Origin of the sequence: Xanthomonas fragariae (assembly GCF_017603965.1) — a bacterium.
In the GTDB taxonomy this organism is placed as follows: Bacteria; Pseudomonadota; Gammaproteobacteria; order Xanthomonadales; family Xanthomonadaceae; genus Xanthomonas; species Xanthomonas fragariae_A.
Window position 1 is genome coordinate 982747 of sequence record NZ_CP071955.1, and the last position, 25779, is coordinate 1008525.

Annotated in this window: 17 protein-coding genes, 1 other RNA gene and 2 pseudogenes; 9 read left to right on the forward strand and 11 right to left on the reverse strand. The window is 63.0% G+C overall.

Annotation, left to right across the window (positions count from 1 at the left end):
• Positions 1-681: 681 nt before the first annotated feature.
• Positions 682-8427: a hypothetical protein gene (locus tag J5I97_RS04605; protein ID WP_208589444.1), complete on the forward strand. Its 7746-nt coding sequence runs from the start codon at positions 682-684 to the stop codon at positions 8425-8427.
• A 164-nt stretch (positions 8428-8591) separates the two neighbouring features.
• On the opposite strand, the pseudogene J5I97_RS04610 reads toward J5I97_RS04605, so the two are convergent.
• The 7 genes and pseudogenes from J5I97_RS04610 to J5I97_RS04635 all read right to left on the reverse strand — a co-directional run.
• Positions 8592-9146 (reverse strand): annotated as a pseudogene (locus J5I97_RS04610) (transposase); the annotation flags it as partial.
• Entirely contained in the window at positions 9088-9354 is a 267-nt protein-coding gene (locus J5I97_RS20500) for a hypothetical protein (RefSeq protein ID WP_371885831.1), read from the reverse strand. The gene J5I97_RS20500 and the pseudogene J5I97_RS04610, both read right to left, overlap by 59 nt.
• Positions 9355-9566: 212 nt before the next feature.
• Positions 9567-9686, reverse strand: a pseudogene (locus tag J5I97_RS04615) (glutathione S-transferase family protein); the annotation flags it as partial.
• Positions 9687-9923: 237 nt separating this feature from the next.
• Entirely contained in the window at positions 9924-10385 is a 462-nt protein-coding gene (locus tag J5I97_RS04620) for a cell wall hydrolase (RefSeq protein WP_208589446.1), read from the reverse strand.
• A gap of 581 nt (positions 10386-10966) precedes the next feature.
• Entirely contained in the window at positions 10967-11203 is a 237-nt protein-coding gene (locus tag J5I97_RS19780; RefSeq protein WP_238135640.1) for a hypothetical protein, read from the reverse strand.
• 44 nt (positions 11204-11247) lie between these two features.
• Positions 11248-13287 (reverse strand): NADPH-dependent 2,4-dienoyl-CoA reductase, encoded by a 2040-nt coding sequence (locus J5I97_RS04630; RefSeq protein WP_208589449.1) that lies wholly within the window; start codon positions 13285-13287, stop codon positions 11248-11250.
• A 139-nt stretch (positions 13288-13426) separates the two neighbouring features.
• A complete protein-coding gene (locus tag J5I97_RS04635; protein ID WP_208589451.1) occupies positions 13427-14449 on the reverse strand; it encodes a zinc-binding alcohol dehydrogenase family protein in 1023 nt (340 codons plus the stop codon).
• Between the two features lie 413 nt (positions 14450-14862).
• On the opposite strand from J5I97_RS04635, the gene J5I97_RS04640 reads away from it, so the two are divergent.
• The 3 genes from J5I97_RS04640 to J5I97_RS04650 all read left to right on the forward strand — a co-directional run bounded on the left by J5I97_RS04640 (position 14863) and on the right by J5I97_RS04650 (position 17541).
• Complete coding sequence (locus J5I97_RS04640; protein ID WP_208589453.1) at positions 14863-15960, forward strand: OmpA family protein; 1098 nt, start codon at positions 14863-14865, stop codon at positions 15958-15960.
• 191 nt (positions 15961-16151) lie between these two features.
• Positions 16152-16664: a hypothetical protein gene (locus tag J5I97_RS04645; protein ID WP_208589455.1), complete on the forward strand. Its 513-nt coding sequence runs from the start codon at positions 16152-16154 to the stop codon at positions 16662-16664.
• 19 nt (positions 16665-16683) lie between these two features.
• On the forward strand, positions 16684-17541 hold the full coding sequence (locus tag J5I97_RS04650; protein ID WP_208589457.1) for a pseudouridine synthase: 858 nt from the start codon (positions 16684-16686) through the stop codon (positions 17539-17541).
• Here J5I97_RS04650 and J5I97_RS04655 read toward each other — a convergent pair.
• Positions 17495-17884, reverse strand: coding sequence for an HNH endonuclease (locus J5I97_RS04655; RefSeq protein ID WP_208589465.1), 390 nt, complete (start codon positions 17882-17884; stop codon positions 17495-17497). The two genes, J5I97_RS04650 and J5I97_RS04655, sit on opposite strands and share 47 nt — an antisense overlap.
• Complete coding sequence (gene kbl / locus J5I97_RS04660) at positions 17884-19092, reverse strand: glycine C-acetyltransferase (RefSeq protein WP_208589474.1); 1209 nt, start codon at positions 19090-19092, stop codon at positions 17884-17886. Before kbl ends, J5I97_RS04655 begins: the two co-directional genes overlap by 1 nt.
• 92 nt (positions 19093-19184) lie before the next feature.
• Here kbl and J5I97_RS04665 point away from each other — a divergent pair, with 92 nt between their 5' ends.
• The 5 genes from J5I97_RS04665 to J5I97_RS04685 all read left to right on the forward strand — a co-directional run bounded on the left by J5I97_RS04665 (position 19185) and on the right by J5I97_RS04685 (position 24168).
• Complete coding sequence (locus tag J5I97_RS04665; protein WP_208589476.1) at positions 19185-20285, forward strand: sulfate ABC transporter substrate-binding protein; 1101 nt, start codon at positions 19185-19187, stop codon at positions 20283-20285.
• Between the two features lie 3 nt (positions 20286-20288).
• Entirely contained in the window at positions 20289-21158 is an 870-nt protein-coding gene (cysT, locus tag J5I97_RS04670) for a sulfate ABC transporter permease subunit CysT (RefSeq protein WP_371885830.1), read from the forward strand.
• Positions 21155-22108 (forward strand): sulfate ABC transporter permease subunit CysW, encoded by a 954-nt coding sequence (cysW, locus tag J5I97_RS04675; protein WP_208589478.1) that lies wholly within the window; start codon positions 21155-21157, stop codon positions 22106-22108. The genes cysT and cysW overlap by 4 nt, the downstream gene beginning before the upstream one ends.
• Positions 22109-22115: 7 nt before the next feature.
• Entirely contained in the window at positions 22116-23147 is a 1032-nt protein-coding gene (locus J5I97_RS04680; RefSeq protein ID WP_208591559.1) for a sulfate/molybdate ABC transporter ATP-binding protein, read from the forward strand.
• Positions 23148-23460: 313 nt separating this feature from the next.
• Complete coding sequence (locus J5I97_RS04685) at positions 23461-24168, forward strand: TorF family putative porin (RefSeq protein WP_208589486.1); 708 nt, start codon at positions 23461-23463, stop codon at positions 24166-24168.
• 213 nt (positions 24169-24381) lie between these two features.
• Here the strand turns inward: J5I97_RS04685 and tdh are convergent, their stop codons facing one another.
• Complete coding sequence (gene tdh / locus J5I97_RS04690) at positions 24382-25416, reverse strand: L-threonine 3-dehydrogenase (RefSeq protein WP_208589494.1); 1035 nt, start codon at positions 25414-25416, stop codon at positions 24382-24384.
• Between the two features lie 280 nt (positions 25417-25696).
• Positions 25697-25775, reverse strand: a non-coding RNA gene (locus J5I97_RS04695) — sX9 sRNA.
• Positions 25776-25779 lie beyond the last annotated feature (4 nt).

Consider the following 25779-nt stretch of genomic DNA (forward strand, 5'->3'; position numbering starts at 1 on the left):
AGAGCCGATGTAGCACCAGGTCATCGCGCGCCCAAGCGGGTGCCGATGCACGCGCGGTCGCAAACCCGATGATGCCGTGCGTTTGCATAGGAACGGCAAGTGCGCTGCCGGTCGAGGTCAGCGCGTCGGGCGTTTGGCTGCCCTGCGCTGCTCGATCAGGCCGCATTGCCGATCACGCAGTTCCCCGTTGCAGATGTCGTGTCGGACCAGCGTGTCTCAGGGATGCGCTGCACCTGCGGTCATGCTCGCGTGTCGCCGCAGCGTTGGCTTCATCTATCGAGACCGGCTTTCGTCATGGGTGACCCATGGCGCATGCGCTGGCAAGAACATGCTGGCCATCGAATGGCTTGGATAAAGGATGCACCTGTGGGCGGATTTCGTAGCATTGGAAATACACGCGGATCGAGCGCTTCTAATCATCTGGAACGAGGCGAAAGCTCGGGTGCATCGACGAGTGGCGCGCCGGCGCAACAATTCGATACGCAGGATGAGCCGGCGGCAGGGATTCTCGGCAATTTGCCACCGCGCGGCGAAGGGCAGCAGCGCAGGCAACACGAGGTTGTACCAATGGACAACGCCCGGCTACGACAGCCACAGCGGCCAGCACATGCGCAGCCGCGACAGCCTCAGCGGGCAGCGCGTGCGCAGCTGCGACCGGGTGCAGCAAGCAGCGGCCCGCGTGTGGCGCATCACGCTGCCTCGCGTAAATTCCAATTCAAGGCATCCGACTATTGGGCGTGCACCAGCGCAAAGATGCTCAACGCCAAGAAAGGCGGCGAATGGGACTGTTGCGCGGCGATTGCCGATGAGATCTGCAACCAGTCGAGCCAGATGTGGTTCCATGTGTCCTGGATCGGCCTTTCCACCATGGCCACTTCGCTCAGCCAATATCCCCAGTTTCGGCTCTCCAAACCGGGATATGTCTATCGCCAGGCGTTGAGCCGGATCGGCCAATGCCTGGCCGATGGTCATCGCGATACGCACGTCAATCCGCTAAGTATGGCCAATCTGGCCAATGCATTGTCCAAGTGCGTGGATCTTCCCAACCCACACGACGATGCGGGCCTTGCAACGCAGATCGCGCAGTGCACGGCTGGGTTGGAGCGTATCGCCAATGAGATCAACCTGATTGCCGCGCACGTGCGCCGCGAGAATAACGAAGAACCGCGTTTGCAAGATTTTGGTGCATATGAACTTACGCAGATCTGCAACGGCTTGTCCAAGGTGTTGAGCAAGGACTTGCAGACGGCAGCGGCAGCGGGCGAGGCAATGGGTGTGATTGCGCGGGCGATCGTGCTGCGCGGAATATCGGCCGAGGGATTGTCGAAGTTGCACCCGAAGGATTTGGCAATTCTGGCTGCCGGGCTGGGGCGGCTGGTCGCCGAATCCGACAGCAGGCGCAGCGAGGTCGAGCGGGCGGGCGACGCGGGGCAGCGGCTGCGCTGGGCAGGCGCCAGCGAGGATGCACGCGCCGCGTTGGCGGAACTGGGGCAAGAACTGGCGCAGCGGGTGCAGATGCGCGGCGGGTTGTCGAAATTCAATGCCCAGGATCTGGCGATGCTGGCCAACGGGATCGGCAAGGTTGCCGGGGATGCCGACGTGCCCGGATTGAGTGCGGTGGGCGGCGAAATGGCGCGGCGCGGCAGCATACCGGCAGGGTTTGACGACTTCACCATTCAGGGCTTGGCAATGGTCGCGAACGGTCTTTCCAGGCCACCCACCAGCGGCCGCAATATCGCTCCCGGCCTGGTCGCGGTGGGTGGGGCGGTGGTGCAGCGCGCGAAAAATCCGCGATGGGCGCAGGACGTCCAGGAGCAACAGTTGGCGATGCTGGCCAATGGACTGGGCAAGGTGGCGCAGGACCAGGCCAGTGCGGCTGCATTGGCGGCCGTGGGTGAGGAAATCGCCCGGCGGCTGGTGGAGAGGTCGGGCGGTCTGTCGGACTTCCAATGTTCCTCACTGGCGATGCTGGCCAATGGACTGGCCAAGCTGCCTGGGATGCAGGCCTGCGCGAACGGGTTGAAGGCGGTGGGCCGCGAACTGGCACAACGCATCGAGGTCAACGGTGCATTGCCGAGCTTCAGGCATGAGGAACTGACGATGCTGGCTGGTGCGCTGCGTATTGTGGCCCAGGACGATCCTGCCTGCGAAACGGTGCTGAATGCCTTGGGGGAGGATGTGGCGCAGCGGGCCGAGGAGCTTGACGGGCTGTCGCATTACGATGCCAAGCAGCTGGCCGTCTTGGCCAACGGACTGAGCAAGTTGGCCGAGGGGGGCGGCGCGAGTCAATCTGCGCTGAGTGCATTGGGAGAAGAAGTGGCGCAGCGCAGCGCCAAGCACGGCGACCTTGCGCACTTTGCGGACCAGGGCCTGGCGATGCTGGCTAACGCACTGGGCAAGCTGACCCAGCCGGAAGACGCGCTCCCCGGGTTGAGCGCGCTGGCACGGGAGGTGGTACGCCGCCGCGATCCGCTGGATGGGTGGCCTGGAGTGACCTTGCAGGGCCTGGCGATGCTGGCCAACGATCTGGGTAAATGGGTCGAGGATCGGGACTGCGCCGCCGGCCTGATCGCGGTTGGTGAGGAGTTGCTGCAGCGTGCCGCAAGGGAAGCCGGATCGCCGCCTCTTTCCCTGGTCGATATGGCAATGCTGGCCCGCGCTTTCGGCAAAGCGGTCGAAGGCCACGACCACGCGCCCATTTTTTTGCCCTTGCTCACCTTGTTGAGTCGCCAGGTGGCCTCGCGCGCCGGCGAGCTCGATGGGTTGTCTGCCCTGCACGGTCAGCATCTGGCGATGCTTGCCAATGGCCTGGGCAAGCTCGCAGAAAATGGGGGGCACGTGCCCGGATTGAATGCGATAGGCCGGGAAGTCGCGCGGCGTGGCGACACGCCCGATGGCTTGTCGGACGTTGCGAGCGAGCATTTGGCAATGCTGGCCAACGGCCTGGGCAAGCTGCCTGACGAGCGCGATTGCAGCGCAGGCCTGGTCGCGCTGGGTCAGGAAGTGGTGGAGCGGGCCGGCAGGTTGTCGGACATCTCCTTACTGGGTCTGGCAATTCTGGCCCAGGGCTTGAGCAAGACGAACGAGAGCGATTCCGGCACGGATATGCAGGCTGCACTGGTCGTGCTGGGCCGGGAACTGCTGCGGCGTGCCAGGTTGCCGGACGGCTTGTCCGGCCTGGGCGCCAATCAGCTGGCGATGTTGAGCAACGCGTTGTCCAAAGCCAGTGCCCAGCGCGACAGCGTGGACGCGCTGCTGGCGCTGGACGGGGAGGTGGCGCGGCGGGCCGTGCATCATGACCGGCTGTCGGACTTCAATGCCCAGCAACTGGCCTCGGTCGCCAATGGCCTGAGCAAGGCGGCCGAGGACGTCGATCGCCTACCCGGGTTGAGCGCCCTGGGCCAGGAAGTGGTGCGGCGTAGCGGCTCAGGCAGTGGCTTGTCCGGGTTCTCCAGCCAGGGCCTGGCAATGCTGGTCAATGGGCTGGCCAAGATAGTCGGTGACCCGAACGCGCGCCAGGCGATGGCCACGCTTGGCGCCGAGGTGGCACGGCGCATCCAGTCGCCGGGTATGGCGGGAGAGTTCAATCCGCAGCAGCTGGGAATGTTGGCCAATGGCCTGGCCAAGGTCGCCGACGTCCATGATGGCCTGGCCGGGCTGAGCGCCATCAGCCGCGAGATCGTGGACCGCGCGGAGGAACCTGCGGGCCTGTCGGCATTCAGTCAGCAGACTCTGGGATTGCTGGCCGGCGCTTTCAGCCGCCGCGAAACCATGGCCGACTGCATTGCGGGGATGCAGGTCATCGCCGAACGGTTGGGGGTCGGAAACCATACCTATGCGACCTTCTCACCAATCGGACTGGCACAGCTTGCCAACGCGTTGTCGCGCATGTCGCGGTGGGCAGAAAGTCAAGGCTACGAGTCTGTGGAAACATTGATGCGCGGCCGGCTGCACGCCTTGGCCGTGCATCTGCTGCAGGAGCCCAAGCGGCTGGCTGAGTTTCCGATGGTGGAGTTGTCGATCCTGCTCAAGGCGCTGGCCAAGGCGGAGCAGTACGACACCTTGGCCGCGTTGGTCGAGCCGGCGCTGAAACGACTGCAGGACCTGCACGGCCAAGGCAAGGCGGGCGGCATCAGCATGGAGGCGAACGGCTCGCTGTGTGTTGGGCTGCTGCCGCTGGTGCGCAGCAAGGACCCAGGGCTGCACCGTCACCGTCGGAAGACGCTGGAACTGCTCAATCGCCTGCAGCCAGACATCGCCCATGAGATCGAGCTGGTGCTGCAACAGCATGCGTGCCAGGCGCAGGACATCTCGGCCGCCGATCACCGTGGAAACGCCCGCACCGTGCGCAAGCCGGGACATTCGCTGTATCTGACCCTCAAGACCTATGCCGCGGTCGCGCGGAAATGGCGGTGGAGCGAACTGGGCGGCACGCCCGCGCATGTCAACGTCCGACGCGCCGAGCTGGGCGCATGGTTGCGTACGGTTGTCCAGCAGGCGCAGCCCTTACTGGATGCCGAACTCGGTGCATCGAGCTGGGCGGTGCGGGCGATGATCGAATCCGACGAGGTGTCCGGTGCGCTGCACCAGTACCTGTCCAGAAACGCCGCAACGGTGAAGGCGGAGCTGGCACGTGCAGGCCACACCCAGGCGCGGGTGCGGCTGGATGCCGTGGCGCGGCAGTGGAACCATCCGCCTGCCGTTCCGCAAGCAGGAGCCGGGGTGGCGCCACTGCCGCCCCGGGTGGATAGCTTTGGCCGGTTGATTGCCCGCAGTGCGAGCGAGACCGCATCCCCGCGCTACTCGCTGCTGACCCGGCTGACCGGCAACATGCCGGTGATCGAGGTGGAACTGGACGGCTCGCCGAGTTCCTTCCAGTTGGAGCGGACGGTAACCCATCAGGGCGTGCCGTATTGCTTCAACATGTTCGGCGGCAGTGCGTTGAAGTTGCGCGCCTCGGAGTTCCAGGGCATTCAGGACAGGCAGGCCCGGAAGAAGAATCGCAATCCCAAGCTGATGGGCGTGCGCGCTTGCGATGTGTTGCCGGATGCGCCTTTCATGACGTTGTTGACCAAACTGTTCCCCAACAAGGAAAGCTTCTGGTACTTCCAGCGGCTGATGAGGCCGTCCCCGCCAGCGGGCATCGCCGGGTTGGGGCCGGCCGACCATGTTCTGGAAGGGCGCTTCCGCATGCTGTTCATGCCCGACCTGCCCGATCGCCTGGATGCGCCGGCGCATCCCTTCAAGCTGCAGGACCAGCAGGGCCGCGCGATCGCCATACAGCCCTACGACGGCTGTGGCTTCATCAAGGCATCTGTCGCCCAGCGCATGCCGGCCTATCGGCGCGCGCTGGGCCAGGAGGGCGGACAGCCGATGAAGCCGATCGGTCACGACCGTCCGTCGAACTTGTCGTTGAGCGCGCTCCAGTATTACGCGCCGAACGAGGCCGTTGCGCAGGAAGCGGTCGAGGCGTTGCGTGAGCGGTTGCCTGCACTGCAGCAGAAGCAGGAGTTGAGCGGCGAAACGCTGTTCCGCTGTGCGGCCAACGGTCTGATCCAGGGCAAGACGGGGATTCTGGTGGCGTCGGCAGACGATAGGGCGCATCTGCCCGAGGCCAAGAGCTCGCACTGGGACGGGAAGGATCTGTTGGTCGGAAAATCGCCTTTCGATAAAGCCAACATGGTGGTGTTCGAGCCTGAGCGCATCGGCACCGAGGCAGAGCAGGATGCGACAGCGCAGTTCCTTGGCAGCTGTGCCGCCCTGCAATACAGCTATGTCGGCGTGGAAGACGCGGTGCAGGTACCGGGCGAAGATGCCGCGCCGCGGCGAGCGGAGAGCGACCGGCCCTGGTTCGGCTTGAAGGGCATCGACATCGTGGTGCCCGATGCGCTGTGGCCAGCGGAATACAAGGATTGCGACCGGGTCGGACCGGCCAAGGATGTAAAAGTGCACAGCGACTGGCAGCACGCCAAGGCGCCGGTACAGCGTGACACCGCGGTGGACGGCCGCGGCGCGTATATCGGCACGGAAGTGTTTGCACCGGGTTCGCTGGTCGCCCTGCCCCTGTCTACGATCGAGCGCCTGGATGCCGATTGCGATGGCGATCCGGTGCAGTTGTTTGCGGGTCTGCCGGCGTTGAGCCAGCACGTGCGACGGGACGAGCAGGAGCGGCAGGCCAATCCGCACCCTTCGTTCAAGCCGCCCAAGACCCATACCCCGGCGATCGATCCGGACACTGGTGCCTACGATCCGAGCCGCACAGCGCAGATCATGGCGATTTACCAGAATGTGATCCAGGACTTCACCGGGTTGCAGGTCAGCCTGTACGCGCAGGCCCCCGAGGTCCAGGCATGGGTGGCCGAGCGCGCGGTACTTGGAACCTACGAGGGCACGGACGCAACGCTGCGTAGCGAAGTGCTTCGGCAGCTGGATGCAGACGCGCCCGATCCTGCGGTGGTCGAGCGCCTGGTGCAGACCGCAGACGAGGACGTGGCCCACGCATTGCACGCGCCGGCCAAGCAGGTGGCCGAGTTGCTGCGGGCGCTGCTGCAGCAATGGCGTGACGGCCGGGAAGAGCCGTTGCCGCTGCCCGGCTCCATGACGGAACTGCTACCGCATCTGGCGAACGCCTATGCGCAGGCCAGCAACACGCGCGCGCGCCTGCATGCACTGGTGGACAGGTATCCACGGCGCAAGCTGCGGTCGCGGTTGGGCTATACGCCAGACGATCTGCTCGGAAGCCTGCGCAACCTGTTGAGTATCGGTATCAAGGTCGGCACCGACGCATACAAATCCGACACGGCCACGCGCGAGTTCAGCGCCTGTGTCTCGTCACTCAAAAGCTTGTTGGGGCATGCGCCCAGTCGGCACAGCGTGCCCTATACCAAAGGTGCCGGGGCCAAACTGGCGGCCGGTCGGCTTGAGGCGCAAGACACCTTGGAACTGCTGGAGCGTATTCCCACACTGGCCGCGCGCGTGATGTTGCGGTGTAGCGAACACATCGTGGATGAGGGCCTGTGGCCTTCGTCGCAGCCGATGCCACCACTTACGGAGGAAATGCGCATGGAAGCCCGTGAACATGCGCGGCAACTTGCGCTGCGCGCGCAGCAGGAAGAGCCGGGCGTCAGTGCGCTGATGCGCAGGCTGGTGGATCAGGACCAGGGCCGCAGCCGCTTGGCGTTGTCCCACAAAAAGCTGCGATCGCCGCAGTCGCTGAGCGACGACATCCTGTTGCGGGCCCGCAAGCAGCAGTTGAGCGTGGAGGACGCTGCGCGTCAGATGAGCAGCGCGCTGCGATATACCGTGGAAGTCGATCCATCGGCACTGGCTGAGACGGTGCGCACCGCACTGGATACGCTGCAGAAGCAAGGAATCAGGTGCATCGGGGTGCAAAACCACTTTGTGTCCAGCTCAACCTACAGCGGTGTCGTGGCCCAGCTGCGCATGCGCGAACAGGTCGAATTTCAGGTGGAATTCCATACACCGCAGAGCCTGCAGCTCAAGCTCAAGTTGCACGCGGACTACAAGCGTAGCCAGGCCGAACAGTTGGCGGATCGACCCGATAACGCATCGCTTCAGACCTTCATCGAACGCATGCGAGAAGCCCGCGCGCAGGTGCCGTTGCCCCCCGGCGTCGAGCGCATCGTCGCTCATGCCGAACATGCGCCATTGCGGCGGCAAGCCACGGTCGGGCCATCGCGCATGGTCAACCAGCAGCTCCAAGGCGCCGCCGGGAAGCCGTCGACGCGATTGGCCACCCGGTTGCGCAACTTGGCGCTGGAGCGCGAAGAGCAGATCAACGCCGCCATCCGCGAGGTCGTGCCCGATACCGTCGGCGGGCCGAAGTTGCTCGTCAGCGAGCACGGCAAGAAAAGGGACTCGATCCGCAGCAAGATCGAGCGCAAGGTCGGTCAGCCCGAGACACCGCAACAGCAACTCAAGGCGGCAGCCAGCGTGTTGGACGTGTTGCGCTACGAGGTCGAAATCGAAGGGGACGCGTTCGCGGCGCAATGCACAGCGGTCCTGGAGGGCCTCGAACGAAAGGGCATGACCTTGCTGAAGGTAAAGAACGCATTCGTCGCACCGACGGACCCGGCCAATCCATACAAGGGCATCAATGCGGTTTTCATGGATGGTGTCGGGCAGGGCTTTGAAGTGCAATTCCATACTCCGCAGAGCAGGGAGGCAAAAAAGACATGCCATACGCAGTACAAGATGGCGCAACTCCTCCAAGCCAAGCAGGCCAAACAGCCGCTTACAGAGAAGGAGCAGGCACGCCTGGCGAAAGCCATTGACCAGTTCAGCACGACTTGGAGCCTGGTGCCGACGCCAGACGATGCTGTGGAAGTTGCGGCGCGATCGGCTTCCGAAGAGGTCCAGGCGCGACAGATGGCACTGTTGCAGCAGCGTCTGGATATCCCGCAGTGATGTGCTGAAAGGTGTTGCGTCGCCGTCGCCTGTTTCGCGTTCGTTGCCGATGGACGGCTTCAGCCAGGAATGCATCGACCAGCCCTTGGTCGAGCCGGAAGAAGAGCGCGGCAGCATGCCAGCAAATGAGTCGCGAAAACGCCGGGCATGGCCCGTAATGCTGTTCACTTAAGCGGAGCAGCCTTTCGATCTACCGGATAGCGGGTCTTCGAGATCTTCACCGTCCTTGGCCGCGTAGGCCTTGGACGGTGATCGAAGAACAGGCTCGCGATGCCTGAGCGAAGCTGGGATAGGCGTCTTCCTGTGGCGGAAGCCGGATTGGCTGCGGCCATCACGATGAGTTGCACTGCGATGTACTGGCAGACCGGTGTGAATCGGATGTCCGCAGGCGTTGTGCCAAACGCCACAGCTGCCTGACCGGCTTCACGTCCAATGATGTTGTAAGCCAGCAGCAACCCCCAGACCTCCTGGTACACCAAGTCGATCTTCTTGCTGCGTAAGGTCGTTGCGTTGTGCTGCATCGAGCTTTTGATGTCGCGCAAACCCAGTTCGATTTCCCATCGCTGCTGGTAAAGCGTTGCGACAGACTTGGCGCTGTAAGTGGTGGCAGGCAGCGAGGTCAGTACCGACTTTCTTTTCCCCTGATGCAGATAGCTCACTTCACGCACGTCCCAGTGCGTGGGAAGCGCTGGATTGCGTTTTCTGGCCTGTGGCGAGAGATGGTGGACCGGATCGGCACCCAGTCGCGCGCGCCTGACTGACGCCACTGCGCGCCAACAGATCTTCTGAGGCCAGCCCTTGTGCGCAGATGTTCAAACGACGTGCGAGCTCTTGCACCCACTCCACCGGAATATTCTGCGTAAAAGTGCTCAGGTCGGAGAAGTTGAACAGGTCGCCAAGGTCGAACAGCTGCTGTTGAAGGGACACAAAAAAATCCGATACCAGAGGTCTGGTATCGGATTTTCGGTGACTATTTGCTTAAGTGAACAGCATTATGGGCATGGCCCGGCGTTTTCGTCTGTGCATCGCGTCCGTTAAGCGTTTCGATGTTTCACGTAACGACGTCGGCCTGCGCTGCCCAATCCGCGTGCGCCTAAGCCACTGCACAGAATGCATCACCGATGCGGCCTGCGGCTGGCTCAGGCCAGACCTTCCGCCTTCAATGCAGCCTGCACATCGGCATCGGCATCGGCATCGGTGTGGGCGTCTCCGGCAAGCCAAGTACGACCCTGCCGATACGTATCGACGCCTTCGTACAGTGCGGGCCGGCACCACCGTGTGGACGCGCGCTGCGGCGGTCCAAGGCAACGCAAGATTCGTTTGCTTAGACGCAGCAATCGCGGCTTGTGCGTCCATGGGCTGCTGCATGCAGCCTATGCAATGCGTGAGACGTCTCGGCGCGTGTTTATCGATCATCAACGCCGTTGTAGCGCCGATGCATCGCAGACGCACTGGCCTCGTGCGCCCTGCGAGGGAGTCACTGCGACGCGCTGTGCTCAGGAGGCGGTGCGCGGACGCAGCTTCTGTACGCGATAGAACGTGTGGTTGCCAATGATGGCTACTTGATACGCATTGCGCCAGCTCGGGCTTGCAATCGCGCTTGCGGCAAAGTGACTTGCGCCCGGCACGATTTCCTTGCGCTGCCCGATCGGCAATGCCCAGTTACGTTGCGCTGCCAGCGCCACATCCAATGCCTTGTTCCAGGCATCGTCATTTTTCAGCTGCGTGCCCGGTGACACGATCGTGGGCGCGAACTGCTTGCGCGCGGTGACCACCTGACACACCGAATCGCCCCACAAACCGCTATCAAGACGACGCAACGCAACTTCGGCAACGGCTTGTTGACCACGCAAGGTCTGGTCACGCGCTTCCAGGTACACGGTCGTACTCAAACACAGCGAATCCGCAGCCGGCTGCGGCAATACGTGCGACAGCCAAAGTATCCAAACAAGTTTCATAGAACTCCTTGCTCCGTATGGGCCGATCCGCAGAGCATCCAAGGCGGATGCATCAGTGCAGAGGACTTGGCGTCATGGGGAGGCGGCCTGCCACGGGTCGCCCGGTCTTCGGCGTAAAGAAGAAACCGCCGCAGGTGCCCACCAGATGGGGTGGACCAAAAAGGTGACGCAAAGTAGACGGAAATCACATAATCGCGGCTGAATGCGCCAATTTTAAGCTTGCGATCGCTTGCAGCGTTTGGCGTTGCGTGACACCGCACCACGTAATGCAGCATTGAATCTGCGTCGCATCGATGCGGCGACGGTTGCCTTGCGCCGTATCAAAAACCACAGCGCCACGTATGGGCTTGCGGTGATGCAACGAAAGTGAGCTTCAACGCGCGACAGCACCACGTGGTGGCTGCTCGCTACGTTTTGTTAGCCGCTCTGAATGGTATGCATGCGGCGTGGTGTCGGCCTATATGCCGCGGTGTCCGTGACGCAGATGACGTGGTGCTCCGTCGACGCGCAATAGTGCTTCTATGCATACCGTTAAAAGACATTTCGGTAGTGAGAAAGCAAGGGTTCCAATCAGTTTCTCATCATCGCGAACATGCAAAGGGGCCAGGTATTAACGTGCCGAAGCAATCAAAGATGCCGCGGCACGTGCGCTGCGGCGACAGGTGTTCCTTTTGCGAAGTTGCATGGCGCCACTGCGCCAGATACGGTGTCGGCTTGGCGAAGGTCGGTAGCGCCAGCGTCGCGATCACTGCCAGCGGCAACAGTTGATCGCGCTGCCACAGCGATGCAGCGGTATGTGCGCCGGCTTTCAGCATCACTCCGATCGCCGTGCCGACCAACAAAGAACGTTTCGAAAAATGTCCTATAACGCAGCCGCCAACCGACACGCCTGATTGATGGCGCGCTTGGCATCCAACTCGGCTGCCACGTCCGCACCTCCGATCAGATGTGGTTGCTGTCCATCGGATTGCAGCGCAGCAAGCAGTTCGCGGCGCGGTTCCTGCCCGGCGCAGACCACTACCATCCCGACGTCGAGCAACTGTTCGCTGCCGTCCACACGAATTCGCAGCCCTGCATCGTCCACGCCCAGATATTCCACGCCGCCAAGCATCTTGACGCCCTTGGCCTTGAGCGTTGCGCGATGGATCCAGCCGGTGGTCTTGCCCAGGCGTGCACCTGGTTTGCCCGGGCTGCGCTGCAGCAGCCAGACCTGACGAGCGGGGCGCTCGGGTTGCGGTTTGACTAATGCACCGCGTGTCTCGAAGTTGGGGTCCACGCCCCATTCGGCCATCCAGCGTGCCGGATCCAGCGTCGTCGATTCGCCTGCATGCACCAGAAACTCGCCGACATCGAACCCAATGCCGCCGGCACCGATGATCGCCACCTTGTCGGCGGCCACATGGCGGCCCAGTACCACGTCGAGATAGCTGACTACCATCGGGTGATCGGCGCCGGGGAAGTCCACCTTGCGCGGCTCGATGCCGGTGGCCAGCACCACCTCGTCGAAGTCCCTCAGATCGGCCGCTTGCACGTGGGTGTTCAGACGTAGCTGCACACCGGTCGCTTCGATGCGATGGCCGAAGTAGCGTAACGTCTCGTTGAATTCTTCCTTGCCCGGGATGCGCTTGGCTACGTTGAACTGGCCGCCGATTTCCGTGGCGGCCTCGAACAAGGTCACGCGGTGGCCGCGCTCGGCCGCCACCGTCGCGCAGGCTAGGCCGGCCGGGCCTGCGCCGACCACGGCGATGCGCTTGGACGTGCTGGTCGGCATGTAGATCAGCTCGGTTTCGTGTGCGGCGCGTGGGTTGACCAGGCAGGTGGCCAGCTTGTTGTCGAAGACGTGATCCAGGCAGGCCTGGTTGCAGGCGATGCAGGTATTGATGGTGTGCGACTGCCCAGCGCGGGCTTTGTTGGTCCACTGCGGGTCGGCCAGCAGCGGCCGGGCCAGCGACACCATGTCGGCCGCGCCATCGGCGAGGATGCGCTCGGCCACTTCCGGCATATTGATGCGGTTGGTCGCCACCACCGCAATGCGCAGATGCGGCTTGAGCTTGGCGGTCACGCCGGCAAATGCCGCACGCGGCACCGAGGTGGCGATGGTCGGAATGCGCGCCTCGTGCCAACCGATGCCGGAATTGATGATGGTTGCGCCGGCTGCTTGGATTGCCTGCGCCTGTGCCAGTATTTCCTGCCACTGGTTGCCGTCTTCAACCAGATCCACCAGCGACAGCCGGTAGATGATGATGAAGTCCGGCCCGCAGGCCTCGCGGATGCGCTGCACGATCTCCACCGCAAAACGCATGCGCTTTGCAGCATCGCCGCCCCAGGCATCGCTGCGCTGATTGGTGCGCGCTGCGGTGAATTCATTGATCAGATAGCCTTCCGAACCCATCACCTCGACGCCGTCGTATCCGGCTTCGCGCGCCAGCCGCGCCGCCCGCGCGTAAGCGGCGATCTGCCGGTCCACTGCACGTGCCGACAACGCGCGCGGGGTGAATGGGTTGATCGGTGCCTTGAGCCTGGACGGCGCTACCGACAGCGGGTGATAGGCATAGCGCCCGGCATGCAGCAGCTGCAGGCAGATCTTGGCGCCGTGTTCGCGCACCGCTCGGGTGATCTGGCGATGCGGGCGCACCTCCCAAGGCCACGACAGCTTGCCGCCAAACGGCTTGAGCCAGCCGACCACATTCGGCGAGAACCCCCCTGTGACGATCAGGCCCACACCGCCGGCGGCGCGCTCGGCGAAATAGGCAGCCAGCTTCGGGAAATCGCGCGCACGGTCTTCCAGCCCCGTATGCATCGATCCCATCAGGACGCGGTTGCGCAGTTGCGTGAAGCCCAGATCGAGCGGCGTGAACAGGTGCGGGAAGGGAGGGGCGGACAGGCCGGTGGCGGGCGACATGGCATGGATACGCTGGCGTACGGAGTGCGCACGATGCAGGCAAACAGAGTTTTCGGCAAGTTTTGACGCGCACTGCCGATGGTGTGGGCGATTTGCAAGCCCACGCAATGCAGCACTCGAACTCAACAACAAGCGCCAATTACCAACCCGCCAGCACCAACTTACCGATGGTGCTGCCGCTTTCCAACCGACGATGCGCCTCGCGCAACTGTTGCGCATTGATCGGCGACAGCGTTTCGGTATGCGTGGTACGCAACTCGCCCGCATCGATCAGGCTGGCGGCGCGATTGAGGATGCGGTGCTGCTCGACCATGTCATCGGTCGCATAGCGCGAGCGGGTGAACATCAATTCCCAGTGGATGCCGATGCACTTGGATTTGTATGGGTCGCCGATCGACAGCGGTCCGCGCGGTTCCACGATCAATCCCACGTGTCCCTGCGGTGCCAGGATCTCGCCTAGTTGCTGCCAGTAACGATCGGTGTCGGCCAGATTGAGCGCCGCATCCACCATCTCCAGGCCCAGCGCCCGCAATTGCGGATGCAGCGGCTGGTGATGGTCGATTACATGCTGCGCGCCCATCTGCCGCACCCACTCGATGGTCTCCGGGCGCGAGGCGGTGGCGATCACCGTGAAGCCTGCATGCCGCGCCAACTGGATCGCGATCGAGCCCACGCCGCCCGCGCCGCCGATGATCAATAAGTGCTTACCGCGATTGCGTGCGCCGTCGAAGGCGAAGGGCATGCGCTGGAACAACAGCTCCCACGCAGTCAATGTGGTCAACGGCAAGGCAGCGGCCTGGGCGAAGCTGAGCGAGGTTGGCTTGCAGCCGGCAATACGCGCGTCGACCAGCTGGAACTGCGCGTTGCTGCCTGGCCGCCCGATGTCTCCTGCGTAGTAGACCTCGTCGCCGACCGCAAAGGCGGTGACCTCCGAGCCCACCGCTTCGATCACGCCGGCTGCGTCATAGCCCAGGATCTTCGGCGCATCCAGGGTCTGCGGTTTGGGCGCGCGCACTTTGGTATCGACCGGATTCAACGCGATCGCTTCCACGCGTACCAACAAGTCATACCCCGAGGGGGCTGCGGGCGACGGGAGGTCCATGTCGAGCAGCGACTCGGGATCGTCGATCGGAAGATGGCGGGTGAGTGCGACAGCTTTCATCGGAGGACTCCTGGTGGGGAGTTCAGGGTGCTTTGTAGCGCAAGTCGCCTGCAACTACCGGCCCCGCAATTCAGCTCAGGCGGGACTTGGCGTTCACCAATATGGGTTTGGCGCCACGCTACAACTCATGACAACCCGTCTAGTTGGAAGCGTATTCAGCGGCTTGGTTAGGCTACGGTTCATGCGTGTAGAATGTCCGAACTGAGCGCTCGGTCCTTTCCTTCATCAAACTGTATACGTAGTATCGCGTGGGATTGCGGGGTCTGGTGATTGCTTTCACATGTTATATGACCGTTAACGCGATCTTCACTGAGCCCGGCTTAATCTGCGCCCCGATGGCTCTTGATGTGACGAGCATCTTTACCAAGAACGACGCCTCTATCGGTTTATCTCCCAAAGAAGGAGCTGTATAAATGAACAAGAAAATTCTCACTGCCGCGTTGCTTGGCGGTCTGGCAGTTGCCCAGGCTGCGTCCGCGCAGGAGTTCGATGACCGTTGGTACCTGACCGGTAGCGCTGGCTTCAACTTCCAGGACAGTGATCGTCTGACCAATGATGCCCCGTTCGTCACCCTGGGTCTGGGCAAGTTCGTCAGCCCGAACTGGTCGATCGACGGCGAGCTGAACTATCAGAATCCGAATTTCGATGCCAATCAGGATCAGAACTGGAGCCAGTACGGCATCTCGTTCGACCTGCGCCGCCACTTCATCCAAGAAGGCCGCGGTTGGAACCCCTACTTGCTGTTCGGCCTGGGCTATCAGCGTTCGGAAGAAGAGTTCGACGCAACGCCGAACCCGGTTTCGCCGGGCCAGCAGAAAAACGGCAACTTTGCCGCCAAGGCTGGTGTCGGTCTGCAAACCACCTTCGACAAGCGCATCGCCGTGCGTGCCGAGTTGGCCTACCGCGCTGACTTCAACGACCAGAGCGTTGCTGCTCCGCAGGAAGACTGGTTCGGCGACGTGCTGGCCTCGGTCGGCGTCGTGATCCCGTTGGGACCGGCTCCGTCGACCGCTCCGCCGCCGCCGCCGGCTCCGGTCGCACCGAGCTGTGCAGACCTTGATGAAGACAATGACGGCGTCAACAACTGCGACGACAAATGCCCCGCTTCGCAGCCTGGCCAGACCATCGGCCCGGACGGCTGCCCGGTTCCTGTGTCGATCGACCTGAAGGGCGTGAACTTCGACTTCAACAAGGCGACCCTGCGTCCGGACGCTGTGTCGATCCTGACCGAAGCGACCGAGATCCTGAAGCGTTACCCCGACCTGAAGGTCGAGGTTGCTGGTCACACCGACTCGAAGGGTAGCGACGCGTACAACCAGAAGCTGTCTGAGCGTCGCGCGACTGCCGTGTACGACTACCTGACCAAGAACGGCGTCGATGCGTCGCGTCTGGTTGGCCCGATCGGCTACGGCGAGAGCCGTCCGATTGCTCCGAACGCCAACCCGAATGGTTCCGACAATCCGGAAGGCCGCGCGAAGAACCGTCGTACCGAGCTGAACGTCCAGAACTAATTGGACCGCTAGTTTGCTGCATACAAAACCCGGCCTTGCGCCGGGTTTTGTCTTTGTAGAGAACCCAACATGTGTCATCAACCAGCGCCAATCCTGTCTGTGTTGCCATCCAGGCACGGTTCCGGTTGAAACAGCGTTCATCGCTGCCTACACTCGCCGCGCAATACCACACTCATAATTGGAAGAACCCGATGCTGCGTACCGCCACGGCAGGATTGCTCTGTTTCGCTTTGATTCCCGCCGCCTACGCCGTTACGAACTGTGCCGGCAGCACGGTGTCCCCGCCGCTGCCGTTGCCTGCCACCGTCATTGCGCCAGCGGCCGCCGAGTTCTACACCCGCAGCGTGCAACTGGGCATGCCTACCGGCGTGCTGGCGCAGCCTTATAGCAACGAGCAATCGGTGGATCGCGTGCTGCTGCGTTTGCGTGTGGAAGGCTGTCAGGACCTGACCAAGGTCATTGCGCCTGGCGGCACCGTCAACCCAAACGATCCGGCCGCCTACAAGGCCACCACCGCGTTCGACAACACGCCGTGGCGCTTCGACATGAGCCAGAACGGCAAGCGCATGACCGCCGAGGAATTCGATGCCTGGATGAAGGCGCGCGGAGTGCGCGTGGTCAAGGCACTCCCGGTGGCCGCCCCGGCTCCGGCTGCTGCAACCGCGACACCTGCTGTCGATGCCAAGTCGGTCGAAAACAAGTAAACGGCACGGTCGGGACGGCATGACTCGGCGGCCTGCGCCGGCCACGTCCCGGCGATGTCGCCGTGGCCCGCTATCGGCAAGCGCTTCACGCGCTTCTGGTGCAGGGCCTGCTGCCACTGCGCCACGCTATGGACTGGCGCGCGTGTTGTCCAAGCTTGGTGTATGTTCGCGTACTGAAGCGACGCGCTGGATCGCCGAAGGGCGCGTCAGTGTGTCCGCACGCGTGGTGCGCGACCCCGAATTTCCGATCCGCGCAGATCAGCAGTCCAGCATCGCCGTCGATGGGCAGCCGCTGGCCCAGCCGGCGCGCTGCTATCTAATGCTCAACAAGCCGCGTGGGGTTGTCACCAGCGTGCGCGACGAGCATGGCAGGGACACGGTGTATCGCTGTTTCGATGGCGCTGGGTTGCCGTGGATCGCCCCGGTCGGGAGGTTGGACAAAGCCAGCGAAGGCTTGCTGCTTTTCAGCAACGACTCGCAATGGGCGGCGGCGGTGACCGACCCCGCGACCGGGCCGGACAAGACCTATCACGTGCAGATCGATTGCTGCCCGAGTGCAGAGCAGTTGGCGCAATTGCAAAGCGGTGTCATCGATCCTGATCCTGATGGCGATCGCACGCTGTTGCGCGCCAAACGGGTCAGTCTGCTACGCGAAGGCGAGCGCAATGCATGGCTGGAGATCGTGCTGGATGAAGGCCGCAATCGGCAGATCCGCCGCTTGCTGGCTGCGGCTGAGATCGGCGTGCTGCGCTTGGTGCGGGTGGCGATCGGCGCGCTGGCCATGGGTGAGTTGGGCAAAGGTGCGTGGCGGATGCTCAGCGCAGAGGACGTTAGGGCGCTGATGTTGGGTCCCGCCAGCGCGCCAGACGTGCGTTGAGCAAAGCGCTCACCACTTCAAAGGCGCGTGTGTCGCCAGCGCCGTTGGAATCGTGGCGACGGCCTTTGGCGTGATTGCAACCGGCACAGGCCAAGGCGAGATTGCGTGCCGCATTCGCATCGTCGCCGACCAGTGCGCAAAGTTCTGCCGCAGCGCGACGGCCGAACCAGGCTTGCGGCACCACGTGTTCCAGCGTGGCGTGTCCAAGCGGTTCGCCGTCGGCGCGCACCTGCAGGCGCCGACGGCAATGCAGGCAACGCGTATCCCAGTTGCCGTCGAACAAGTGCGCCTGCGCATCGGTCCGCGCCGCCAGCAGTAGCCGTTGGCGCAGGACCGTGCGCATCAGTCTTTGATGACGTCGAGTTCGTGCCCGATCTTGATGAACGCGGCGATCGCCTGATCCAGGTGTTCACGGGTATGCGCGGCACTGATCTGGATGCGGATGCGCGCCTGGCCTTTGGGCACCACCGGGAAGAAGAAACCGATCGCGTAGATGCCTTCTTCCAGCAGGCGCTCGGCGAACTTTTGCGCCAGCGGTGCGTCGAAAAGCATCACCGGGCTGATCGGATGCACGCCGGGTTTGACGTCGAAGCCGGCGCCGCTCATACGCTCGCGGAAGTAGCGGGTGTTCTCGACCAACCTGGTGCGCAGCGCGCCGGCGGCTTCCAGCATCTCGAACGCCTTGATGCCGGCGGCCACTACATGCGGCGGCAGTGAATTGGAAAACAGATAGGGGCGCGAGCGCTGGCGCAGCAGTTCGATTACTTCGCGCTTGGCGGTGGTGAAGCCGCCCAGGGCGCCGCCCATTGCTTTGCCCAGCGTGCCGGTGAAGATGTCGATCTGGTCCAGCACGCCCTTGACCTCGGCCGAGCCGCGGCCGGTTGCGCCGAGAAAGCCGGTGGCGTGGCATTCGTCGATATGTACGAGTGCGTTGTACTTGCGCGCCAACGCGGTGATTTCATCCAGCGGGGCGATAAAGCCATCCATCGAGAACACGCCGTCGCTGGTGATCAGTTTGGTCTTGCAGCCAGCGGCATCGGCGGCCTGCAACTGCGCTTCCAGATCGGCCATATCGCAGTTGGCGTAGCGGAAGCGCTTGGCCTTGCACAGACGCACGCCATCGATGATCGACGCATGGTTGAGCGCGTCGGAAATGATCGCATCGTGCTCGCCGAGCAGCGGTTCGAACAGGCCGCCGTTGGCGTCGAAACAGGCCGCGTAGAGAATCGTATCTTCGGTTCCGAAGAAGTTGGCAATGGTGCCTTCGAGCTGTTTATGCAGATCCTGGGTGCCGCAGATGAAGCGCACCGAGGCCATGCCGAAGCCGTGGGTGTCCAGCGCATCCTTGGCGGCCTGGATGATGTCGGGGTGGTCGGCCAGGCCCAGATAGTTGTTGGCGCACAAGTTGAGCACGCTGCGACCATCGGCCAAAGTGATCCGGGCAGACTGCGGGCCGGTGATGATGCGCTCGGACTTGAACAAGCCTTGGGACCGGATCGTTTCCAGTTCGGCGGCGTAGTGGGCGGTCAGCGCGGCGGGAGCATTGGCCATGTCGATTGCAATAGCAGAAATGAGGAGTAATTCTAATGATCACAGTGGCATACCACTACGTCATGCAAAAATCGGCATAAGCGGCGGCGTGGATGTCATTTTACCGGCTGCGTGCCGGTGCGCAGCATGGCATGCTTGCTGTTCAGCTTCGCCCAACCGGCCAGGAGATTGCTGTGCCCCACCCCCGCTTCCGCCTTGTTTCGACCCTCTTATGCAGCTTTCTGGCCCTGGCCGGCACGGCTGCGGCACGCGACATCGGTCTGCTCAATGTGAGCTACGATCCCACCCGCGAGTTCTATCGCGACTACAACACCGCCTTTGCCGCGCAATGGAAGCAGCAGCATCCGCATGACACGGTCACCGTAGAGACCTCGCATGGCGGCTCCGGCAAGCAGGCGCGCGCGGTGATCGACGGTATCGAGGCCGATGTGGTGACGCTGGCGTTGGCCTATGACGTGGATGCGATCGCCGAGAAGGCCAAGCTGATCGACAGCGATTGGGAGACGCGTCTGCCCGACAACAGCGCGCCGTACACCTCGACGATTGTGTTTCTGGTGCGCAAAGGCAATCCGAAAAACATTCACGACTGGCCGGACCTGCTGCGCTCGGGCGTCTCGGTGGTGACGCCCAACCCCAAGACCTCCGGCGGCGCGCGCTGGAACTACCTGGCCGCCTGGGCCTACGCAGACCATATCTTCAAGGGCGACCGCGAGCGCATCGTGCGCTATATGCAGGCATTGTTCCGCAACGTGCCGGTGCTGGACACCGGCGCGCGCGGCGCCACCACGACGTTCGCGCAGCGTGGCATTGGCGATGTGCTGCTGGCCTGGGAAAACGAGGCGCTGCTGGCGCGCGAAGAACTGGGCAAGGACAAGTTCGAGATCGTGGTGCCGAAGCTGTCGATCCTGGCCGAGCCATCGGTGGCGCTGGTCGACAAGAACGTCGACAAACACGGCACCCGCGACGTGGCCGAAGCCTACCTGCGCTATCTGTACGCGCCGGAAGGCCAGAAGTTGGCGGCCAAGCATTTCTATCGCCCGCGGCATCCGGAATTTGCCGATGCGGCAGACCTGGCGCGTTTCCCTGACATCAAGCTGGTGACCATCCGGCAAGCGTTCGGGTCATGGGACAAGGCGCAGCAGGAACACTTCACCGACGGTGGCGTGTTCGATCAGATCCAGGCCAACAAGTAGGCAATGCAGATGCCGGTTGCACCCCTTGCACCCCATCCAGTGCATTCATTGCGCCGGCGCGTCATGCCAGGGCTGGGCTTGAGCTTGGGAATCACCTTGACCTGGCTGGGATTGATCGTGCTGATCCCGCTACTGGGTATCTTCCTCAAGACCAGCGGATTGGGCTGGGATGGCCTGTGGCGGGTGTGGAGCGAGCCGCGCGTGCTGTCGGCGCTGCGGGTGAGCTTCGGCACCGCGTTCGTGGCTGGCGCCTTCAATGCGGTGATGGGGACCTGGGTGGCGTGGGTATTCGTGCGCTACAGCTTTCCCGGCAAGCGCTTGTTCGACGCGGTGATCGACCTGCCGTTCGCGTTGCCGACCGCTGTGGCCGGTATCGCCTTGACTGCGTTGTACGGCGGCAATGGTTGGGTTGGCCGTTGGCTGGAAGCGATCGGCATCAAGGTGGCCTACACCCAACTGGGTATCGTGCTGGCGCTTGTATTCGTGGGCCTGCCGTTCGTGGTACGGGTGGTGCAGCCGGTGCTGGCCGAGAGCGAGCGCGAACTGGAAGCGGCTGCCGCCACGCTGGGCGCGTCGCGCTGGCAGACGGTGTGGCGGGTGGTATTGCCGGGACTCTGGCCGGCAGTCTTGACCGGGTTTGCGCTGGCGTTCGCGCGCGGCGTGGGTGAATACGGCTCGGTGATCTTCATTGCCGGCAACCTGCCCAACTCCACCGAAATCGCACCGCTGCTGATCACCATCCGGCTGGAAGAATTCGACTACGCTGGCGCCACCGCAATCGCAGCGGCGATGTTGCTGCTGTCGTTTGTGATCTTGTTGCTGGTCAATACGTTGCAGGCACGCCTGCTGCGCTATCAACGGAGACCCGCATGAACGATATTGTTTCGTCGCTGCCCTCCATGCAGCAGACACATGCGGCGACCACGCAAGCGCGCCGCATCACCGACTCGGCTACCAACGAGCCGCGCTGGGTGCAGTGGCTGATGATTCTGGGCGCATTGGTCTTCTTGCTGGCGTTCCTGCTGCTGCCGCTGGTGCTGGTGTTTGCCGAGGCCTTGCGCGGCGGCTGGGAGACATTCCTGCGCGCGGTTGTCGACCCGGACGCGTTGTCGGCGATCAAGCTGACCCTGATCGTGACCGCGATCGTGCTGCCGTTGAATCTGGTGTTCGGCGTGGCGGCGGCGTGGGCGGTGAGCAAGCACCAGTTCGCTGGCAAACGCCTGCTGATCAGCCTGATCGACTTGCCGTTTTCGGTCTCGCCGGTGGTGGCAGGTTTGATTTTCGTGCTGATCTTCGGCCGCAGCGGCTGGGCGTGGCCGTTGATCGACGAAGGCTGGCACGTGCCGTTACCGTTGCTTGGCGAAACGCTGATCCAGCTGCCACGGGTCGTGTTTGCGCTGCCGGGGATTGTGCTGGCGACAACCTTCGTGACCTTTCCCTTCATCGCGCGTGAGCTGATGCCGCTGATGGAGCAGCAGGGCAGCGATGAAGAGCTGGCCGCGCTGAGCCTGGGCGCGAACGGCTGGCAGATGTTCTGGCGGGTGACACTGCCCAATATCCGTTGGGGTCTGTTGTACGGCGTGCTGTTGTGCGCGGCGCGCGCGATGGGCGAGTTCGGTGCGGTGTCGGTGGTGTCCGGGCATATCCGCGGCCGTACCAATACGCTGCCGCTGCACGTGGAAATTCTCTACAACGAATACGCCTACAGCGCAGCGTTCGCATGCGCCTCGCTGCTGGCATTGACCGCGCTGCTGACGCTGGCGCTAAAAACGTATGTGGAATGGCGGCATGGCGATTCGCTTGCCGCCAACCACCGCCACTGAGGTGAACATGGGCATTCGCATCCACCGCCTGCGCAAGCAGTTCGACACGTTTACCGCGCTGGAAGACATCACCTTGGACGTGCGCCAGGGCGAATTGCTGGCCTTGCTGGGGCCGTCAGGCTCGGGCAAGACTACCTTGCTGCGCATCATGGCCGGGCTGGAGCACGCCGATGGCGGGCAGGTGCTGTTCGGCGACGAAGACGCCACTCGCATGAGCGTGCAGTCGCGCCGGGTCGGGTTCGTGTTCCAGCACTACGCGCTGTTCAAGCACATGGACGCGTTCGAAAACATCGCTTTCGGGTTGCGGGTGCGGCGCGGCAACGAGCGTTGGCCCGAAGCGCGCATCCGCGCACGCGTCGAGGAATTGCTTGCGCTGGTGCAATTGCAGGGTCTGGAGCAGCGCTATCCCACTCAACTGTCCGGTGGCCAGAGGCAGCGCGTGGCGTTGGCGCGTGCGCTGGCGATCGAACCGCGCGTGCTGCTGCTGGACGAGCCCTTCGGTGCGCTGGATGCGCAGGTGCGTCGCGACCTGCGCCGCTGGCTGCGCGAACTGCACGAACGCACAGGCCTGACCACGGTCTTCGTTACTCATGATCAGGAAGAAGCGCTGGAGCTGGCCGACCGGGTGGCGATCCTCAACCATGGCCGCATTGAGCAACTCGACACCCCGGCGCTGATCTACGACAAGCCGGCCTCGCCGTTCGTGTACTCATTCGTGGGCGCGGTGAACCGCATTCCCGGCCTGCTGGCGCAGGGTCAGATCCGGGTGGCGGGTCACGTGTTGCCTGCAGCCAGCGCCGCGCTCGCGGCTGGCCCTGTCGAGGTCTACGTACGGCCGGAAGATCTGGTGCCTGACGCCGCCGGTTGGCCGGCAACGGTGGCCTGGTCGCAGCGCAGCGGGGCGCGCTTGCGCCTGCGCGCAACGCTGCAGCCGGAAGGCAACGAGGTGGAAGTGGAGCTGCCGGCCTCGGCAGGGAGTTTTCAGCCTGGGCAGCAGTTGCGGCTGGCAGCGCGGCATTACGGCGTCTTTCCGGCGTGATTCAACACCAACCGGAGTCGGTATTTGATTGGGGATTGGGAAGTAGAGATCAGGGAGTCGCAAGGCATGCGGCGCCGTTCGCTTTGGCCGTTACAAATCACCCAATCCCGAATCCCGAATTTAGTGCATCGAGATTCCGCGCAGGCGGTCGATAGGACACAGCCCTGGCACGCACCATCAGTTTCCAAATGATGTGCGCTGGATCAAGCGAGCGCGACTTTTATGTTGCGCTGCAATGAAAGTTGGACTAATTAAGTCATGGCAGCACCACTTCGCGCCACCCTACCACCCCATCGTTTCCAGGAGATGCCCAATGAAGCCGTCCCCACTCGCTTGTTGTCTGTCGTTGTTGTTCGTAGGTGTTGTTCCATTGGCGCAGGCGCAAGACCAAGCAGCGCCCGCCTCGCCGTTCAGTGGCACCTTTGCGGTGACCAGCGACTATCTGTTCCGCGGTATCTCGCAGACCAATGAAGAGCCCGCGTTTCAGCCCGGATTGACCTACAAGACGCCGTTCGGGCTGTACATCGGCACCTGGGCATCCAACGTCGCCGGCGACCCGGATTGGGAAGTGGACGGCTTTGTCGGCTACAACACCGACCTAGGCACCAATTGGAACTTCGACGTGATGGTCAACCGCTACCAGTTTTTGGGAGCAGCCGCGTCCAGCTATTCCGAGTTGATCACCAAGACCACGTTGCTGAAGACTTACAGTCTCACCGTTGCCTACACCAACGATCTGTACGGCACCCAGACCGATGGCTATTACTATGCGCTGGATGCCAACTGGTCGTTGCCGCACGACTTCACTTTCGGTGCGCATGCGGGGCACAGCGTTTATACCTCCGTGCTGAGTCAGGTGGACCACGACTACAACGATTTTGGAGTGACCGTGGGCAAGGCCTTCGGTCCGCTCGGGTTGAGCGTGGGCTATTACGACACCAACAAAGCGGCAGAATTCGGCTTCGGTCGACAGAATTCGCAGAGCCATCTGGTAGCTACTGCGACGGTCACCTGGCCATAAGGGCGATCCATTGAGAGCGTGCTGACGCCTGCGCTGCTGCGCAGAGCTACCCGCCTGCGCTGCTCGACGACGATGCGGGCCTGTGCCGCGTCTCTGTTTGTTCGGGCAGCGATACCAGGTGCGTGCGGCCATCATCGCTGACGACGTCGTTGTCGATAATCCAGCGGTGAGACACACACAAGGCGCCTTGTGTGTGTCTCACGTGTCGGTTGATCAGTTCCAGCTCAACACGACCTTTCCGGCCTTGCCTTCTTCCATCAGGTCGAAACCCTTTTGGAAATCGTCGATCGGCAACTGGTGGGTCAGCACCTTGTGCAGCGGGAAACCCGACAGCACCAGCTGGGTCATCTTGTACCAGGTCTCGTACATCTTGCGGCCGTAGATGCCTTGCACGGTAAGGCCCTTGAAGATGATCTTGTCCCAATCGCAGCCGGCGCCGCGCGGCATGATGCCGAGCATGGCGATCTTGCCGCCGTGGTACATGCAGTCGAGCATGTCGTTGAACGCGCGCGGATTGCCGCTCATTTCCAGGCCCACGTCGAAGCCTTCCATGTGCAGGTCGGCCATGACGTGCTTGAGCGAGGTCTTGGACACGTTGACCACGCGCGTAGCGCCCATGTCGGCGGCCAGCTTGAGGCGGAAGTCGTTAACGTCGGTGACCACCACATTGCGTGCGCCGATGTGCTTGCAGATACCCGCCGCAATGATCCCGATCGGGCCGGCGCCGGTGATCAGTACGTCCTCGCCAATGACATCGAACTCCAGCGCGCAATGCGCGGCGTTGCCATAGGGGTCGAAAAACGCGGCCAGTTCGGACGGAATCTGATCGGTGATCGGCCACAGGTTGCTGGACGGCATCACCATATATTCGGCAAACGCACCGTTGATGTTGACGCCGATGCCCACCGTATTGGGGCACAGATGCTGGCGGCCGCCGCGACAGTTGCGGCAATGTCCGCACACGATGTGGCCTTCGGCCGACACCCGCTGGCCGACTTGGTAACCGGTCACCGCCGAACCGAGCTCGGCCACGCGGCCGACGAACTCATGGCCGATGGTCAGGCCGGGCTTGATTGTGCGTTGGCTCCACTCGTCCCACCGATAGATATGCAGATCGGTGCCGCAAATCGCGGTCTTTTCCAGCTTGATCAGCACCTCGTTGGGGCCGGGCGTCGGCACGGGGACCTGTTCCAGCCAGATGCCTTTGTTCGCTTCGCGCTTGACCAGCGCCTTCATCGTCTGCGCCATCTTGCCGGACCTGCTGAGTGAAAGTAATTCGACGATTATATGCGGGGTGCGCCTCAGAGACCTGCGCTAGCCAGCGATGCCAAACGCGTCGCCGCGCGCCAGGAAGGTGAACCGCCGACTGCCGAATGCAGAGCTAGTGCCAGAGCCAGTGCCTTCCGTATCCTCACCTCAACTACCGCTGCGTGCCCAGGCCTGCGCTGCGACGCAGGCGCTCCCAGCCCCGCGTCGATGGCGCGCCGCGCAGTGCCTTTTCGCCCCCGGCAGGAGCGGGACTAAGAGCGGCTAACAAAACGTAGCGAGCAGTCGTCAGGTGGGTGCGGACGGCGCAGCACAGGAACGGCAGTGTACGCGTGGTACATGCCG